Raw genomic sequence first — 18,699 nt, forward strand, 5'->3', positions numbered from 1 at the left:
TTCTCTCATATATATGTGTTTGGGTTTCTCTTTAATTTACTTTTCGTATTTACCCTTTATATTATAATAGAAATGTTATGAATAATCCAAAGGAGTTGCATGTAGATTCTGTCCAATTCAGCTATACAGCTAGTCAGCAACTTCTCACTGGTGCCTATTTACAATGTCGCACGGGAGATGTTATTGGATTGTTAGGTCGTAACGGATGTGGCAAATCAACATTTCTTAAAATAATTTTTGGAACATTAAAAGCCCATAATAGCTATATTCTTTTAAACGGCAAGAAAGTTGAAAAGACCTATCTGACACAGAAAATAGGTTATCTTTCTCAGGATTCTTTTTTGCCTTCAAATGAAAAAGTTTCCACGCTTATCAAACTTTTGGTGGAGGATCAATTGTTTAGAAATACATTACTGGATGATGTAAAACTTAAAGAATTAAAAGATAAGAAAGTATATCAATTGTCTGGCGGGCAGTTGCGTTATTTGGAAATATGCTTATTAATCTATCAGCCCACAGACTTTTTACTTTTAGATGAGCCATTTACAGGTATTGAACCTATTTATGTAGAATATATAAAACAGTTAATTGTACTGTTTAAAAATAAAAAAGGCTTCGTGATTTCTGATCACAATTACAGAAGTGTACTGGATATAGCTACCCAAATTATGTTACTTCAAAACGGAGGGTGTCGCCAAATCAATAACAGGAGAGAACTGGAGTTTTTCTACGTCCCGGATGGAACCTTCGAATAAAATATATTGCTTCTGAAAACTTTAAAATCCTTAATACTGAGCCTTTGTTTCAGGTAATTTTATGTTTAATCCTTTGCTCATTGAGAATAAACGTTTTTCTAATAATAATTGATTGTGATCAAACGTTTTAAAAATAAGGATTCAGCTAAAATGCGTCTGTAAATATTGTAGACGCTAAAATTTTATTTGTATCTTTAAAAAGAAGGTTTAGACGCTAAAAATTTAAAAGCGTCTGACATTCGGACATAAAAACAGAATCGTCTAAAATCCTCAGGCCGCTTTCTGTTTATTTTCAATTTCCAATTATATGATAAACTCTCCAGGGCTTCTTTTCAGAGAAGCAATCAAGAATGAGAAACCATTGCAGGTGGTCGGTGCGATCAATGCTAACCATGCTTTGCTGGCTCAACAGGCCGGATTTAAAGCAATCTATCTCTCCGGAGGAGGAGTAGCTGCAGGATCTCTAGGAGTACCTGATCTGGGTATTACCAATTTACAGGATGTACTGATCGATGTAGAACGCATCAGCAATGTGTGTACTTTGCCTTTGATGGTGGATATTGATACAGGATTTGGGCCCTCGGCTTTTAATGTTGCCCGTACTATCCGTTCGCTCGTTAAAGCCGGTGCAGCAGCTGTACATATGGAAGATCAGGTCGGTGCTAAACGCTGTGGTCATCGTCCGGGTAAAGAGCTTGTATCTACAGATGAAATGGCAGACAGAATAAAAGCTGCAGTAGATGCCCGTACTGATGTCAATTTTGCTATCGGTGCCCGTACAGATGCGTTAGCATCAGAAGGACTTGATAAAGCACTCGACAGGGCTATTGCATATAAAGAAGCAGGTGCGGATTTTATTTTTGCTGAAGCTGTACACACACTGGAGGAATATACTCGCTTTAGTGAAGCCACAGGCTTACCTATTCTGGCAAATATCACGGAATTTGGACAGACACCTTTATTTACTACAGATGAACTGGGCGCAGCTGGTGTTGCTATCGTCCTGTATCCGCTTTCAGCATTTCGCGCGGCTAACAAGGCGGCTGCAAATGTGTACAGTCACATACGAAAGGATGGAGGCCAGGCGGCAGTACTCGATACTATGCAGACAAGAGAAGAGCTGTATAAAAGTATAAACTACTACGAATATGAAAACCGATTAGATCAATTGTTCAATACCAAGTATGATGAAAGAAACAAATGAAACGGGCTTTAAGCCTAAGAAAAGTGTTGCCCTTTCGGGAGTAGCGGCAGGTAATACTGCCCTAAGTACAGTTGGAAAGAGTGGCAATGATCTGCATTACCGAGGATATGACATTCTGGATCTGGCAGATCAGGCGACATTTGAAGAAGTGGCTTATCTATTAATATACGGCAGTTTGCCCACTCGTGCTCAATTGCTGTCTTATCAGGCTCAGCTGATCAGTCAAAGGGGACTGCCTATTGCTTTGCAGAACGTCCTGAAACAATTGCCAACCACAGCACATCCTATGGATGTACTGAGAACTTATGTATCCGTATTTGGAAGCATTCAACCCGAGAAAGAAAGTCATCCTTTGGCCGGAGCACGTGATATTGCCAACAGATTAATGGCTTCTATGGGGTCGGCACTGTTGTATTGGTATCATTTCAGCCAAAATGGACGGGAGATTGCCGTGGAAACAACTGATGCTACATTGGGAGGACATTTTTTACATCTTTTGCATGGTACACCGCCATCTGAATCCTGGGTAAGAGCTATGCAGGTTTCGCTAAACTTATATGCAGAGCATGAATTTAACGCCTCTACATTTACAGCGCGTGTTATCGCCGGTACCGGATCAGATATGTATTCCTGCATTGCCGGGGCTATAGGTGCACTGCGCGGGCCTAAGCATGGAGGTGCCAATGAGGTTGCTTTTGAAATTCAGACACGTTATGCCAATGCGGATGAGGCAGAAGCAGATATACGGAAACGGTTGGCCAATAAAGAAGTCATCATTGGGTTTGGCCATCCGGTATATACCATAGCAGATCCCCGTAATCAGGTTATCAAAATGATCGCCAGAGAATTATCTGAGGAAGCAGGAGATATGACCTTATATAATATTGCCGAACGATTGGAAACGGTCATGTGGGAAGAGAAGAAAATGTTTCCGAATCTGGACTGGTATTCTGCAGTATCCTATCATTTAATGGGAATACCAACAGAGATGTTTACCCCTCTATTTGTATTGGCGCGCATTACAGGCTGGTCTGCCCATGTCTTTGAACAACGGCAGGATGGTAAGATTATACGTCCCAGCGCAAATTATATCGGACCGGAAAACAGGGCTTTTGTGCCAATATCTGAAAGATAAACGAATGTATCATAGGAGATTTTAATATTTAACTACACTAAAACTTTATATTTTATATAAAAATGGCTTCAATTATTTCAAATGAAAGACCACAACCCGATCAGGTACTGACGGATATTGTTGATTATGTACTGGACTACAAAATCCAAAGTGACGTAGCCTGGCGCACTGCATTTTATTGTTTTTTGGATACACTTGGCTGTGGATTCGAGGCATTGACGTATCCGGCATGTACTAAGCTGTTAGGTCCGGTTGTACCAGGCACTATTGTGCCTAATGGAGCCAAAGTTCCCGGAACACCTTATCAGCTGGATCCGGTACAGGCAGCTTTTAATATCGGGGCTATTGTACGCTGGTTGGATTTTAATGATACCTGGCTGGCTGCAGAGTGGGGTCATCCTTCAGATAATCTGGGAGGAATTCTTGCTACTGCTGATTGGTTGAGCCGCACACATGTAGCTAATGGTGAAAAACCCCTGAAGGCAAAAGTGGTATTAGAAGCGATGGTAATGGCGCATGAAATACAAGGAGTATTGGCACTGGAAAATTCATTTAACAAGGTTGGATTGGATCACGTTATTCTGGTCAAGGTCGCTTCTACAGCTGTTGTAGGTAAATTACTCGGACTGAACCGGGAAGAACTGATCAATGCCGTATCCTTAGCTTTCGTGGACGGTCAGGCATTGCGGACGTACAGGCATGCACCAAATACCGGGAGCCGTAAATCCTGGGCTGCCGGCGATGCAACTTCGCGTGCTGTACGATTAGCGCTTATCGCACAAACCGGAGAAATGGGTTATCCTTCGGTATTAACTGCTCCGGTTTGGGGATTTTATGATGTCTCTTTCAAGGGGCAGGCATTCAAATTTCAACGCCCGTATGGTTCTTACGTAATGGAAAATATTCTGTTCAAAATATCCTTTCCCGCAGAATTTCATGCACAGACAGCTGCTGAGGCAGCTATGCAATTGTATGAGCAACTTGCACGTATAGGTAAATCTACAGAGGATATTGCTCGTATTACCATTCGCACACATGAAGCCGCTATACGTATTATAGATAAAAAAGGACCGCTTCATAATCCGGCAGACCGTGATCATTGTATACAGTATATGGTTGCTGTACCGCTGATTTTCGGACGCTTAACCGCTGAAGATTACGAAGATGTTATTGCACAGGATCCGCGTATTGATATACTTCGTGATAAGATGACCTGTCAGGAAGATCCGCAATTTACTGCAGATTATCACGATCCGCAAAAACGTGCTATTGCTAACGCTTTGACAGTAGAAATGAAGGATGGAACGGTGTTGCCGGAAGTGTTTGTACCATATCCTATTGGACATCCTCGTCGTCGGGAAGAAGGTATTCCTAAACTTATCGAAAAATATAAGCGTAATCTGGCACGTATTTTTTCCGAAAAACAACAGAAACAGATTATACAATCTACATTGGACTACGATACTTTTGTTGCACTCGACGTACAGCAGCTAGTCGATCTGATGGTACGATAAATAAAAAAGCCGTTGCTTGCAACGGCTTTTTTATTATTTGATAAACCAATTCCCTCTCCTTAAAAAGGAGAGGGTTAGGGAGAGGTTATAATACTTATCATATAACAGCCTGTCCCGGAAACTTGAATTAACTTAAAATACTCAATAGCGTCATTTGGTGTCCACACCAAATAATAGAACAGAAGTTATCATATTGCCGGTGAGGACATCGTCAGACGCGATAAAAATACTTTATGTATGCTAAAGCTATTCCTTCTGCTTTTTAAGGAGAACTTGTGCCGACAAGTCGGAAGGGTTAGGGAGAGATTCTAAACTATTGTTATTAACCTCTCTGCCCTTCGGGCATCTCTCCTTTGAAAGGAGAGAAAGGTTATAACAGGGGTACTGCAATATAATTCCCTCTCCTTTTTAAGTAGAACCTGTGCCGACAAGTTGGAAGGGTTAGGGAGAGGTTATAATGCTTATCATATAACAGCCTGTCCCGGAAACTTGAATCAACTTAAAATACTCAATAGCGTCATTTGGTGTCCACACCAAATAATAGAAGAGAAATTATCATATTACCGGTGAGGACACCGTCAGACGCGATAAAAATACTTTATCTATGCTAAAGCTATCCTTTTAAGTAGAGAAAAAGGTTCCGACAACGTCACTACCAGGGAGGGGTTTTAAGTGAAGAATTATGACCAGTTAGAGTCAAATCCTGTGTAAAAGCTAAAGTTGCGGTCTGCCAACTGTTTGAGAGCCGGAGGGATTTCCCATTGCTCCCCGTATGAAGAATACTCCTGACACTCGTTCACAAAAGCAGATAATCCAACCTGATCAATATGTCCGAATACACCGCCAGTGTGAGTAGCATAGCCGATACCCAATACCGAACCAATATCTCCGTCTATAGGACGTTGCAAAACCCCTTCATCCAGACAGCGAAAACTATCCAGTGACATCACATGCAGTAGTCTTTTACGGATTTGCTCCCCGGCAGGTAAATGATCTGCTTCCGTAATTTCCGGATCCTGCCAGATGGTCTTTTTTCCGGTTTCCGCATCGTAGTCATAGAAACCTTTTGCTGTTTTACGGCCGTTTCGACCCGCAGTTACTAATTTTGTTAGATAATTATAGCATCTTTTTTGACTGGGATGTAGCTGTGGCAACTGATCATACACATGTAACATGAGGGGCAGAGAAATCTCATCCAGAACAGCCAGCGGACCTACAGCAAAACCCGCTATCCGTGCCTGCTGTTCGATTTCATTTGCCGGAATGCCTTCCAGAAGCATAGTAATGGCTTCTAATAAATAGTTGAAAAAAATACGGGAAGTAAAAAAAGCAGGACCATCGTAAACCACAATCGGAATTTTGCCAAACTGACGAGCTACCTGAAGTGCCTTTTTTAATGTGTCTTCACTGGTCTTCCTGCCCCTGATAATCTCAACCAAAGCCATACGGTCCACCGGAGAGAAAAAATGCATACCAATAAAATTTTCAGGTTTTGAGGATACAGAAGCCAGTTCGCTGATGGGTAAAGATGTTGTATTTGAGGCAAAGAATCCCTCTGCATTCAAGTAAGGAAGACTCTCCGATGTAACTTCCGCTTTTAACACTTTATCCTCAAATACGGCCTCTATAATCAGATCTGTATTTTCCAGATCAGTCATTTGATCTGTAGGATGGATATGTGTAAGTAATTGCTGTTGTGTATTTTCTGTCAGAATACCCTGTTGTACAAGTTTACTACTGACCTTTTCAGAATAAGCTTTTCCTCTTGATGCCTGGGCGAGATCTACGTCTTTGAGGAATACATCAATACCTGCACGCGCACCCTCATATGCTATTCCGGATCCCATCATTCCGGCGCCGATTACTCCTAACTTTTTAAGCTCAAATCCTGTTGAAGCATCCGGCCTGATAGCATCTTTGATTCCATAATAATGTGTCCGCAGCATGCTTATTGCTTCGGGGCTATTCCATACTCGTGTGTAGCGTTGTGCCTCCTGCATCAATGCTTCTTTTAGAGGTAGCTGTCTTGCATTCAGGATCATTTGCAAACTGTGATCTATTGCTGAAATAAGACCATTACTTCTTCTTTTAATCGTTGCTGTGCTTGCTTCAAACGCTTCTGTGTTGATCGGCAAAGGAGAAGTTGTGACTTGTAAAACAGGATGCTGAAGTATGTATTGCTGAGCCGATTCCAATGCTTCAGTCAGATCAGAAACTACCTCATCTATTATTCCTGTTTCCTGTGCCTGCATAGCAGTAAGGATATTGCCTTGTGTGAGAAAAGGAACAGCTTTTTCAGGATCTGTTAAACGGGAGGTAAGTACCGTTGCTCCAAAGCCTGGAAATAAACCATATCGGGCTTCCGGAAAACCAATTCGCGCTTCCTGAGTTGCTATTCTGCGCGAGCTCCATAGTGCGGCAGCCATCGATATACCTGTGCAATCATGCTGTACTATACTGATTACGGGCTTATTTTGCTGTAACTCCGGAATTTTAGAAAGAAGAAGAGAAAGACGCTCTTCGAAAATATCCGCATATGAAGCTACCGAATAAAGAGACTTATAATCCGTTTCTTTAGTAATTAACGGGTTCCGATAGATAATGCCCTTTATTTCTGGTTCCTGAAGATAGACTAGGATTATTGCAATGAATTCTTCCAATTGATCCAGCTCATTTGTATTGCTATCTTTTGTTGAAGGGTGAATGAGCACTATACCTTGCGTATTTTGTTCGGTATGAAAATATTTTAGGTTCTTATTCATGAGTTTCAACTTTAAGATATTAAAAATGAGTTAGTTTTTGTGCTTTTGTTATAGTGTCGGAATAGGTCCATCATACTGTCATTGATCCGGATCTACTCTTTTTTAGGATGGTAATTCACTTTGTCAATTGCTGTTTTTGCTATGATCTCACGCATAATCTCAGACGTGCCACCGATGATTGTTCCTACACGTACATCACGGTATAAGCGTGATATTTTATAGTCCTCTGTAAAACCATATCCCCCGAAGAGCTGTAAACATTCATGGACAATTTTAATCGCCAGTTCGCTGGACTGTAATTTGGCTATTGAGCACTCCTGAACTGCATAATCTCCACGTTGCTGAAGGTCGCAGCAATGGTATACAAATGCTTTTGTCGTGGCTATATCTGCAACCATCTGTGCTATCCGATGCCTTAGTACCTGAAAATCCATCAGTTTTTTACCAAATGCTTCACGCTTGTCAATATACGCTAAGGTGTACTGTAAGGCGGAATCAGCAGTGGATAAACTTTGAATTGCTGCAGTGAGACGCTCCAGTTGCAGTCCACCCATCAGATAGCCGAATCCGGCACCTTCTTCACCAATCAGATGAGATACCGGGACTTTGACCTGGTCGAAACCCAGTTCTGCAGTGTCGGAGGCATGCCATCCCATCTTACTTATTTTATGAGCACTCACTCCGGCTGTATTCCGGTCTATAAGTAAAAGGCTGATACCTTTACTTTTTTTGCTTGGATCGGTCTTGACTGCTGTAATAAAAAAGTCACCGTAATAACCATTTGTAATAAAGGTTTTGGAACCATTGACAATATAATAATCACCTTCCCGGGTTGCAGTAGTCTTGATATGTTGTATGTCCGATCCGGCACCAGGTTCGGTAATCGCAACAGCACTGATGAGATCTCCGGCGATAACACCCGATAAATAACGTTGTTTCAGTTCCTCAGAAGCATATTTCAGAAGATAAGGGGCGGACATATATTGAATAACCAATGCAGATATGGTAAACCCTCCGGAATAACAATAGGAAAGTTCTTCGCAAAAGATCATAGAGTAGTAGAAGTCCAGGTCTAATCCACCATAAGCTTCGGGATAGTTGAGTCCCATAAAGCCCATATCGCCCATTTTTTTCCAGATAGATTTGTCGATTTGATTGTCTTTTTCCCAACGGTCAATATGAGGTAAGATCTCCTTACGTATAAATGCCCGTAGCGTTTCGCGAAAGGTTTGATGCTCAGCTGTTAGTAGGGTGGCCTGCATATATTATAAATTTATTGGTTATGATATGCCCTGAGCATATTTGATTTTCGTCAGGGACAAAGACGAATTTAGGGAAAAAATAGGGCTTTTCGTTAATTTTTACGATTTAATTTTTCCAAATGTCTTTTAGATAAGTATTCGTTTTATTTTCATTATATTGTTACTTTATGAAAATATAGGCATGTAATTCCGTATTGAATTCGTTCTTTTTATATATTTACAAAATAAAAGTAATATGTGTGTGTCATCTTACTTTTCCATTTCCGGTTAAGGGAGCTGTATCAACAGGAAAACTGAAGACAGGTTGTTTTTACCTGCTAAAAGGCAAGTCAAATACTATTTTGATTTCAATGTTAGTACACTGCATTTTGTGATTTTTACCATTATAAACAAAAGATAAGCATGAATAAAAAAGTATTTATAGTCGCTGCCAAGCGTACAGCTATCGGTAGTTTCGGAGGAGCACTTTCTACACTCTCTGCTACTGAACTAGGTGCTAAAGCTGTTTCTGCCGTTTTGGATCAGTCCGGTATTGCTGCAGAGCATGTAGATGAATTGCTGATGGGCTGTGTCCTGCAGGCTAATCTTGGGCAGGCTCCTGCACGTCAGGTGGCGAAGATCTCGGGTTTGCCTGATCAGGTAACCGCAACCACAATCAATAAAGTATGTGCCAGCGGGATGAAAGCGGTATCTCTTGCTGCACAATCCATCTTATTGGGAGATGCTGATGTGGTGCTGGCAGGAGGGATGGAAAGTATGAGTCAGACACCTTATTATGTACCTGCAGCCCGATGGGGTGCAAAATACGGAAGCCAAAGCTTGACAGATGGGGTGCAAAAAGATGGATTAAGCGATGCATACACGCAGGATGCTATGGGTGTCTTCGGGGAATTATGTGCAGAGAAATATGCTATCGGACGCGAAGATCAGGATACATATGCTATAGGCTCTTATCAGCGTAGTCGTGAAGCCTGGGAAACAGGCAAATTCACAAAAGAAGTTGTGCCTGTCGTGATCAGTACACGAAAAGGAGAGCAGATTGTCGCACAGGATGAAGAGTTTTCGCAGGTCAATTTTGATAAGATTCCTTCCTTGAAACCTGCATTCAAAAAAGACGGAACAATCACAGCAGCCAATGCCTCTACTATCAGTGACGGTGCCGCAGCTTTATTACTTGTAAGTGAGGAAAAAGTAAAGGAATGGGGATTAAGTCCACTGGCAGAGATTGTTGCTTATGCAGATGCCGAACAGGCTCCGGAATGGTTTACAACAACACCACGTATTGCAACAGAAAAGGTGTTGAAAAAGGCTGGTCTTTCACTATCCGATATTGACTACTTTGAGTTTAATGAAGCTTTTTCTGTAGTGGCATTAGCAAATGCACAGCTCTTAAATATTCCGGCTGATAAAGTGAATGTGTACGGAGGTGCGGTATCATTAGGACATCCGCTGGGATGTTCAGGTGCACGTATCCTGGTCACGTTAACCAGTGTATTGCAGCAGGAACAGGGGCAATACGGACTGGCAGCAATCTGTAACGGCGGTGGAGGAGCATCTGCAGTAATTATCAGAAGAGTTTAAAAAAAGCAATCAAGAGAAGCTCTAAACAGCTTCTCTTTACTTTTATTTCTACTCCAAACCTAAAATTTAATATTCTCCTAATCTTAGGAAGCTATCTTTGCGGCGTGACCACGACCAGATTAAGAATAGAATCCTCATTCCTTGCCCGCTTTAAGGAGGGTGACACGGAAGCATTTACTTATTTTTTTAATACCTACTGGGAAGAACTGTATACGGTAGCGTACAGACATGTGCAGGATGAGGGGTTATCAAAAGATGTTGTGCAGGAAGTATTTATTCATATATGGGAACGTAAGCATTTGATTAATACGGAACACGGATCTCTAAAGCCCTACCTCTTTAAAGCCGTGAAAAATAAAGTTCTTAATCATTATGCTTCGGAAAAAGTACGTAGGCAGGTGCTGGATCAGGTTATGTTGCGAATGGAGTCTATGGCGCATGAAGAACAATATAACCCGGATACATATAGAAAACTGGAAAAAATTGTAGATGAAGCTGTTGCTACACTTCCTCCCTTAGTACAGACGGTATACCTGATGAAAAATGATAATTATTCTATTAAACAGATAGCACAGACATTAAATATTGCGGAGCAAACAGTTAAAAACTACCTTACTGATGCCCGGAAAAAACTGCAGCAGGATCTGACACAACGTTTTGCGGATCATGATCTGATCCTGATGTTCCTGATAAGCTCCAGTGTAGTTTATAATTATTTAACCTAAATAAAACAATAGCTTAAAGTACTTTCGGAGCTTTCACCTGTATGAGTTGTATAAAAGACAAAACAGGTGAGTATAGAACAGTTCAAACAAAAGCTTCAACATTATCTTCAGGGAAGACTATCCGAAAACGAGCAGGATGAAATAGATCGCTGGTATGATTCGATCTCAGAAGATAAGGTAAACCCCTTTCAAAATCAGATACATAAACAGCAGATACAACAGGAAATTTTGACGGTTGTGCAGGCACATATTTATACTGAAAAAACTCCCGTTCCGATTCTCAAACAGCGCTGGCTGGTCGCTGCAGCTTCCGTTCTTTTGGTATGTGCTATCAGTTTTTTCTTTATGTATTCCTCAGACAAAGGATTATTTGGGCTTTTCTCTAATCATGGAAAAGCAAGATATACTGAACTGACAACAGAAATAGGGGATGTAAGACAATTTATATTGCCAGATAGTTCTTCCATATGGCTTAGCGGGAATACACGTTTGCGATATGATAAAGATAATTACAGCAGCAACCGGAAAGTTTATCTGGATCGGGGGGAAGTATTCTTTAATGTCCATCGGGATACCTTACATCCGTTTGTAATCGAATCCGGAGATCTGGATATTAAGGTGCTGGGGACTTCCTTTAATGTCAATCATGCCGGAGATTCTCATCGTATAGCTGTGGATGTAAAAAGTGGAAAAGTAAGTGTCACGCAACGAAAGAATAATATTGCTCAGGTACTCGTAAAAGGTGAAAGTCTGCGTTATGACCCTTTGGTGGACGGATTTACGCTGCTTAGCAACAACCCGCATCATACAGATCTTTGGACAAGCGGAGGTATTTTTCTTCATCAGGCTACTTTCTCAGATCTACAGGATCTTGTGTACAATCGTTACGGTATACATCTGCACAGTGAAAAAAATGATACAGACAGTTCTCAATATGCTATTCTGATGCCACAGGTTAAATCTGTAGATCATCTGCTGGATATGATATGCAGCATTCACCAAATAAAATACAGGAGGGAGAAAAATGAAATAATACTCTACTAATAGAACGACATACATTTTGCCGGATCAGATAGGTTTGGCAAATAAAAAAGTGCTCAGACTGGCAGACCGCTAAATCGTCCAGTGAGCACCATTTCTTTCATGTTTAAATAAAACACTATAACAAATATATGTATAATCTAGGAAAGCTTACCATATTAACCACAAAGGTTTTGCTTTGTACATCCATACTTTACGCCGATCTGCCTGTCGCGATAGCCCATATTTCCGTCTTTCAGGAATATTCTAACGGTATTAACATAAGACTTACAAACAGTAATGCCGAACAGGCAATTATCCAACTTTCCCGTCAGACCGGAATAGCTTTGGCGTATGATACTAAAGCGCTGCAATTGGATCAGATCCGTATCAGAGAAAAGAATTTTGAGAACAGTACTTTTGATGAAGTACTCCGTTATATTTTAAAGAATACTCAAATAGTAGCGCATAAAAGATCCGGAGGTATTGTTCTGGTTCGTGATCCGAAAGGACAAACCACTTATTTACTTCGGATCAGACTGATTGATGAGGTTCGTAGGCCTGTTGCAGGGGCATCTGTTCAGATACTTTCGACAGATAAAGCAATGTCTACGGATGAGAATGGAAATGCAGAATTCAGACTCCCTGAAGGTCAGTACAATCTTAAGGCCACACATGTGGGTTATGAGGATAAATATATAAATCAAATAACTGTAGACAACAGAACTGCAGGGGTTCAGACTCTTGTCATGCAGGATAAAAGCAGCGAGCTGGGTGAAGTAGTTGTTACCGCATTAGGTATGAAGCGGAAAGATCGTTCACTGGGTTATGCTGTAGGAAATATTAAAGGAGAGGATCTTAACCGTGTCGCTAATGATAATTTTATGGTTGCTATGGCTGGTAAGGTACCGGGTGTATCCATTAGTTCTACAGGACCTACAGGTTCCTCGGTGAGTATGGTGATACGTGGAGCTACTTCCCTGAGCACGGATAATCAACCCTTATTTGTTGTTGATGGTGTGCCTTTGATGAACAGCCTTAATAATATCGGACAGATTGGTGATGATAACAGGGTAGATTATGGTAATGCCATTTCGAATATCAATTCCGATGATATTGAGAGTGTTTCGATTCTTAAAGGACCAAGTGCAGCAGCTTTATATGGATCCCGTGCAGCAAATGGAGTCGTGCTCATCACTACCAAGAGTGGCAAGAATGCGGAAAAAATGACGATTGCAGTCAATAGTAATACGGTATTTGATATCCCATATCATTATATAAAATTGCATAATAAGTTTGCAAGTGGCACTATGCCGCTTACACCTGATCAGGTAAAAGGAAATCTGACCATTGAAGAAGGATCCAGCGGTATGGTAGGGCCTGCACTGGATAAGGGATATAAAGCAATTCAATGGAACAGCCCCCTCGACGAGAATGGAAATCCGATACCAACTGAATTAAAATCTTATCCGGACAATATCAAAAATTTTGTCCAGACCGGGATTACTTCTGTCAACGGACTTTCGATAGCTAATCGTAGTGAGCGTCTGGATTATCGGTTTTCTTATTCTAATATGAGTAGTAAAGGGATTATTCCTAATTCAGATCTGTTTCGCAACTCATTGAACATTAACTCGACCATGCATGTGAGAAAAGATCTGTCAATCGGTCTGCAGCTGGATGCCAGTCGTAACAATTCCAATAATCGGCCAGCAGGCAACAGAGGTACAAATCCGATGCAGGCTGCTTATGAGGTGGCTCCTCATATCAATATTCTGGATCTGAAAGATTACTGGATGCCGGGACAGGAAGGACTTCAGCAACGGTCCCAATCTGTCGGAAATCGGAATAATCCTTATTTTCTGGCTTATGGAGTTAATAACGCATTTGTAAGGGATCGTATCTTCGGAAATCTGCGTATTGACTGGAACATTAAAGAAGGATGGACCGCGATGGTACGTTATGCGGCTGATGTGTACTGGGAAAACAGGGAAACTAAGATCCCTTTTAGTTACACTAATGAACCGCGGGGAGCATATGGAGTTGTCAATCTGATGAATCTGGAGCAGAACATCGACTTTCTGACTTCATATACTAAAAAAGTTAACGATTTTCATTTTACAGGATCGCTTGGAGGTAATATCCGGTATTATAAAGGAACTTCAGTACAGAATACCTCTAAAATCGGATCCGGACTTATCACTCCCGGCTTTTTCAGTCTTACAAATATTGCCCCGGACAATCTGGATTATAACAGTGCAATTGCAGAGAAAGGGGTCAACAGCTTATACGGATTGCTGAATTTTGGTTACAAAGATATGGTCTATCTGGATGTCACAGGAAGAAATGACTGGTCCAGCACACTTCCGGTGAATAACAGATCTTATTTTTATCCTTCAGCTTCCCTCAGTATACTGGCAGACCGTATTTTTTCATTACCTAAACCTATCAGTCTTTTTAAACTTAGAGGAGGTATAGCACGTGTGGGGAATGATACGTCACCTTATAACCTCTCTAATGTATTGATTAATCCCGGTGCATGGGGCAATGTACTTCGTCTCACAAAGTCCGGTGCATTGCGTATTCCGGATCTGAAACCTGAACTGGCAACTTCGTATGAATATGGTACGGATATAGGTTTATGGAATAACAGACTGAAGTTTGAAGGTACGTACTACAAAGTTGAAAACAGAAATCAGATTATCCCAACGACTTTACCCGGATCCAGCGGATTTAATTCCATGAATATCAATGCGGGTCTGCTGACAAGCAGAGGATTTGAACTGGCAATGTCTGGTCGCCCTGTACAGAAAACAGACTGGACCTGGGATATTGGTGTAAACTGGTCACGCAACCGGACGAAGATCAATGAACTCTCTGATGGGGTACAATTCTATACATTCTGGACAGATGGACGGGGAGGAGCGCGTACCTATATAGGTGAAGAGATCGGAGACCTTTATGATTCCAAACTTGTAGTGGTGGAAGATCCGGAATCACCTTATTATGGCTATCCAATACTGAATAAAAACGGATCCTGGCAGGCTATCCGAATCAACAACAGTCGTAATAAGATCGGAAATTTCAATCCTGATTTTTCAATGGGTCTGCAGTCTACTTTGCGTTACAAAAAATGGACGATGAATATTGCTGCAGATATGCGTTTCGGAGGCAAGTTTATGTCGCAGACGTACCGCTATTTTGAGTCTAACCTGACGACACAGCGCTTTCTGGATCAGCTGATCCACCCTAACGGAATGACTGGTGCAGCTCTGCGGGATTATCTGGTTAATAACAATTTGGTAAAAGTGGAGGGCAACAGATATCCGATTGTCGGAGGTCCTGGTGACGAATACGGTGGTTACCCTATAACATCAGGAGGTATTACCGGTAATTATGGCGTATTTAATCCAGGTGTTATTGCGCAATACGATTCACAGGGTAATATTACCGGATATACCGAAAATCTGGGGGATGCAGGGACCAAATACATTGCCTATTCCGATAACTATCCATGGGATTTTATGAACGCTTCTACGTTTGATGCATCCTTTATCAAATTACGGGAATTATCTTTTAGCTACGATCTTACTGGCAACTGGTTAAAACGTCTTGGAGTATCCGGAGGAAGTGTAGGTGTATATACACGTAATTTACTGTTATGGACTAAAGCTAAAGTAGGTATTGATCCTGAAATGGCATTTCAGCCTGAAGCGGGTACACATGGTGGAATACAGTTCAAACAAGGTATAGAACGCTATAATGTAACTCCGTGGGCAATGCCGGTAGGCTTTAAACTGAATCTAACATTTTAATATCGTCTTGTAGAAATAATGCATACCGGACTAATGAAATACAAAACACACATGAAATATTTCAATAAACTAAAATATCCAATATTGCTGGTTTTGATAAGTGTCAGCGTATGGAGCTGTAAAGATCTTACCGAACTGAATATCAATCCAAATGGTGTCAGTGAAGAACAGGCTAATCCTAATCTGGTTTTACCGACCGTACTTACAGGTTTAGGCAGCAGTTATAATGAGTTGAGTTTTACAAACCTGGGAGGAGTTGTGCAGCACACGCAGTTAGATGCATGGTTTGCTTCGCACAATGATTACGAATGGACCGGAGGCATATTAAGCTGGGACGGTTATTATGGTTTGCTTCGGGATAATGAGTTGCTTCGCAAGCGCGCAGAAAGTCTTGGTCTGGAATTCCATCAAGGTGTAGCTTTGGTAATGAGAGCTTATATTTTTGGATTGATTACAGATCTTTGGGGAGATGCGCCTTATACAGACGCTCTGAAAGCCGAACTGGGAGATGTTAAATACAGTTTTCCCAAGTACGATTCACAGGAAACGATCTATAAGGGAATAATAGAAGAACTCTTGCAGGCGAATGATTTGTTGTCCAGGCCGGATGCGGCATATACATCCATTTTGCCCGAAGCGGATGTCTATTTCAAAGGAAAGGCATCCAAATGGAGACGATTTGCGAATTCACTGGCCTTACGTTATTATATGCGCTTGTCCGAAAAACAACCGGATTATGCACGTCAGGGAATAGAAAAGATTGCTGCACAGCCTGACCGTTATCCTATTATAACGGATGTGGCAGATGAAGTGAAGATGGACTTTGTAGGAACTAATCCGGCCAATTCCTGGCCGTCTAATACCGTTTTTGATGCCAGCGGAAGCAATTACAGACGGATTAAAATGTGTGCTACACTGGTAGAGAAGCTTCAGACGCTGCAGGATCCCAGATTATCTGTTTGGGCGAGTAAGATTGAGATTCCGATAGAGGTGCGCAATAATTTGCCTGCAAAAACAGATAGAATCGAAAATGGCGTTCGGATAGTTTCTCCGGATGTTGTACAGGGAATAATGGTCGATACAGATCCGCAATACGTAGGATTGCCGGCTAGTGTTTCCAAAAATCCGTCAACTTATAATCTTAATCCTACTCCTGGGCAGACATCCATGAATCCGCATGTGTCTTATTTGCATGAGCGTTACAAAGAAGCTAAAGGGGAGTTGCTTAAAGCAAGACTGCTGTCTGCGGCTGAGATCAGTTTTATACTGGCTGAAGCAGCGTGGAAAGGCTGGTCATTACCATCAACAGCTAAAATCTATTACGAACAAGGGATTAAAAATTCACTGGATAGTTGGGGAAAAGGTGCGGAGTATAATGCCTACATACAGCAAAATACAGTTGCATATGCCAATTCTCAGGCGCAGATTCTCGAACAGAAATGGATTTCCGGCTGGACTACCGCAGCGCAAGCCTGGTTTGATTACCGTCGTACAGGATTCCCGAATCTGAAAGCTGGTCCGGCTGCCATACGCACACAGTTGCCTGTTCGTATTCCTTATATGCAAAATGAGATGAGTGTCAATCAGGCTAATGCAGAAGAAGCTCTTCGCCGTATTGAGAAAACACAATATTCGCAGGCTGACAATGAGAATAGCGCCTGGTCGAAGCCCTGGCTGTTACAGGGGGCAAATAAACCCTGGTAAATTATATTTATATCACAATCAAAATGAAATTAAGAACTCTATTTATCACATTCGGTCTGTGTTGTAGCCTGTCTATGGCTGCAGCACAACGGCCGGAAATTGTAAATTATCCGGATCGTATTATGCTTACCTGGTCGGATGATCCCGCTGTCACACAGTCTGTCAGCTGGCGTAGCCCTCAACACAGTACTAAAGCTCTGGGACAGATTGTTGAAGAAAACAGCCATCCTGAACTGGAAGAAAAAGCACAGACAGTGGAAGGACAGCAATTGAACTTAGTATTGGCAGAGGGTGGTAAGGATACCTATCAGCATGTTACCTTTCGGGGACTTAAACCCGCAACAACTTATGTATACCGGGTCGGAGACGGTTCCACCTGGAGTTCATGGAATCAATTTCGGACAGCAGGAGCTAGGGAGGATTTTTCGTTTATCTATCTGGGAGATGCACAGAATGATCTGCGCTCCCGTTGGTCCCGGACGATCAGAAAGGCATTTCAGCAGGAGCCCGATGCCAGATTTATTGTGCATGCAGGCGATCTCATAAACAGATCCAATACGGATAGTGAATGGGGAGAATGGTACGAAGGAGCCGGATTTATTCATCAGATGATACCGGCAGTACCGACTCCGGGTAATCACGAATACAAGAGAGACTCACTTGGACAATTGGTATTAGATCCGCATTGGAAAGTACAGTTTCAACTTCCAAAAAACGGACCTCAGCATTTACAGGATGCAGTATATTTTCTGGATTATCAGGATGTTCGCCTTATTTCATTAAACTCTCAATTGATCATGTTAGATTCTTCTGCTGCCCTGGAACAGGAAAAGTGGCTGGAAAAAGTCTTAGCTAACTCTTCTAAAAAGTGGAATATTGTGATTATGCATCATCCGGTATATTCAACGGCCAAAAACAGAGATAATACGATTTTACGCGAGCGTTTCAAACCTGTATTTGAGAAGTATGGCGTTGATCTGGTTTTGCAGGGACACGATCACACTTATGCACGCGGTGCGGCTAGCAGGGAACGACCTGTATATCTGCTTTCTGTAGCCGGTCCTAAGATGTATCAGTCAGATTCAGAACGATGGATGTATGTATCTGCCCAAAACACACAACTCTATCAGGTGATCAGGATGACCGGAGACCGCTTATATTTTAAGAGTTATAAACTGAATGGTGAACTTTTCGATTCTTTTGAATTATCTAAAAAGTAGGA

The 18,699-nt window shown here is 41.6% G+C and carries 12 protein-coding genes; 10 read left to right on the top strand and 2 right to left on the bottom strand.

Annotated features, from left to right (window positions below; translation table 11 throughout):
• Nucleotides 1-77 precede the first annotated feature (77 nt).
• From I6J02_RS16610 to I6J02_RS16625, 4 genes are all read left to right on the top strand, one after another.
• Entirely contained in the window at nt 78-755 is a 678-nt protein-coding gene (locus I6J02_RS16610) for an ATP-binding cassette domain-containing protein (RefSeq protein ID WP_201678949.1), read from the top strand.
• Between the two features lie 307 nt (nt 756-1,062).
• Nucleotides 1,063-1,959, top strand: coding sequence for a methylisocitrate lyase (gene prpB / locus I6J02_RS16615; RefSeq protein ID WP_201678950.1), 897 nt, complete (start codon nt 1,063-1,065; stop codon nt 1,957-1,959).
• Complete coding sequence (gene prpC / locus I6J02_RS16620; RefSeq protein WP_201678951.1) at nt 1,940-3,094, top strand: 2-methylcitrate synthase; 1,155 nt, start codon at nt 1,940-1,942, stop codon at nt 3,092-3,094. The genes prpB and prpC overlap by 20 nt, the downstream gene beginning before the upstream one ends.
• A gap of 62 nt (nt 3,095-3,156) precedes the next feature.
• Nucleotides 3,157-4,608 carry a bifunctional 2-methylcitrate dehydratase/aconitate hydratase gene (locus tag I6J02_RS16625; protein WP_201678952.1) on the top strand — a complete coding sequence of 484 codons (1,452 nt, stop codon included), beginning with the start codon at nt 3,157-3,159 and terminating at the stop codon, nt 4,606-4,608.
• A 680-nt stretch (nt 4,609-5,288) separates the two neighbouring features.
• Here I6J02_RS16625 and I6J02_RS16630 read toward each other — a convergent pair.
• Nucleotides 5,289-7,370, bottom strand: coding sequence for a 3-hydroxyacyl-CoA dehydrogenase NAD-binding domain-containing protein (locus tag I6J02_RS16630; protein ID WP_201678953.1), 2,082 nt, complete (start codon nt 7,368-7,370; stop codon nt 5,289-5,291).
• Between the two features lie 92 nt (nt 7,371-7,462).
• Nucleotides 7,463-8,632, bottom strand: coding sequence for an acyl-CoA dehydrogenase family protein (locus tag I6J02_RS16635; protein ID WP_201678954.1), 1,170 nt, complete (start codon nt 8,630-8,632; stop codon nt 7,463-7,465).
• A gap of 402 nt (nt 8,633-9,034) precedes the next feature.
• On the opposite strand from I6J02_RS16635, the gene I6J02_RS16640 reads away from it, so the two are divergent.
• The 6 genes from I6J02_RS16640 (at nt 9,035) to I6J02_RS16665 (ending at nt 18,697) form a co-directional block, all read left to right on the top strand.
• A complete protein-coding gene (locus I6J02_RS16640; protein ID WP_201678955.1) occupies nt 9,035-10,213 on the top strand; it encodes a thiolase family protein in 1,179 nt (392 codons plus the stop codon).
• Between the two features lie 104 nt (nt 10,214-10,317).
• On the top strand, nt 10,318-10,938 hold the full coding sequence (locus tag I6J02_RS16645; RefSeq protein WP_201678956.1) for an RNA polymerase sigma factor: 621 nt from the start codon (nt 10,318-10,320) through the stop codon (nt 10,936-10,938).
• A gap of 66 nt (nt 10,939-11,004) precedes the next feature.
• Nucleotides 11,005-11,982: a FecR family protein gene (locus I6J02_RS16650; protein ID WP_201678957.1), complete on the top strand. Its 978-nt coding sequence runs from the start codon at nt 11,005-11,007 to the stop codon at nt 11,980-11,982.
• 128 nt (nt 11,983-12,110) lie between these two features.
• Nucleotides 12,111-15,773, top strand: a complete 3,663-nt coding sequence (locus I6J02_RS16655) for a SusC/RagA family TonB-linked outer membrane protein (RefSeq protein WP_201678958.1) — start codon at nt 12,111-12,113, stop codon at nt 15,771-15,773.
• Nucleotides 15,774-15,824: 51 nt separating this feature from the next.
• On the top strand, nt 15,825-17,477 hold the full coding sequence (locus I6J02_RS16660) for a SusD/RagB family nutrient-binding outer membrane lipoprotein (RefSeq protein ID WP_201681754.1): 1,653 nt from the start codon (nt 15,825-15,827) through the stop codon (nt 17,475-17,477).
• A 23-nt stretch (nt 17,478-17,500) separates the two neighbouring features.
• Entirely contained in the window at nt 17,501-18,697 is a 1,197-nt protein-coding gene (locus tag I6J02_RS16665; protein WP_201678959.1) for a purple acid phosphatase family protein, read from the top strand.
• The last annotated feature ends 2 nt before the right edge of the window (nt 18,698-18,699 follow it).

Origin of the sequence: Sphingobacterium spiritivorum (assembly GCF_016725325.1) — a bacterium.
Lineage (GTDB): Bacteria > Bacteroidota > Bacteroidia > Sphingobacteriales > Sphingobacteriaceae > Sphingobacterium.

Coding starts and splice junctions, on each gene's coding strand:
- I6J02_RS16610 (WP_201678949.1), top strand. CDS start 78: ATGAATAATCCAAAGGAGTTGCATGTAGATTCTGTCCAATTCAGCTAT.
- prpB (WP_201678950.1), top strand. CDS start 1,063: ATGATAAACTCTCCAGGGCTTCTTTTCAGAGAAGCAATCAAGAATGAG.
- prpC (WP_201678951.1), top strand. CDS start 1,940: ATGATGAAAGAAACAAATGAAACGGGCTTTAAGCCTAAGAAAAGTGTT.
- I6J02_RS16625 (WP_201678952.1), top strand. CDS start 3,157: ATGGCTTCAATTATTTCAAATGAAAGACCACAACCCGATCAGGTACTG.
- I6J02_RS16630 (WP_201678953.1), bottom strand. CDS start 7,370: ATGAATAAGAACCTAAAATATTTTCATACCGAACAAAATACGCAAGGT.
- I6J02_RS16635 (WP_201678954.1), bottom strand. CDS start 8,632: ATGCAGGCCACCCTACTAACAGCTGAGCATCAAACCTTTCGCGAAACG.
- I6J02_RS16640 (WP_201678955.1), top strand. CDS start 9,035: ATGAATAAAAAAGTATTTATAGTCGCTGCCAAGCGTACAGCTATCGGT.
- I6J02_RS16655 (WP_201678958.1), top strand. CDS start 12,111: ATGTATAATCTAGGAAAGCTTACCATATTAACCACAAAGGTTTTGCTT.
- I6J02_RS16660 (WP_201681754.1), top strand. CDS start 15,825: ATGAAATATTTCAATAAACTAAAATATCCAATATTGCTGGTTTTGATA.
- I6J02_RS16665 (WP_201678959.1), top strand. CDS start 17,501: ATGAAATTAAGAACTCTATTTATCACATTCGGTCTGTGTTGTAGCCTG.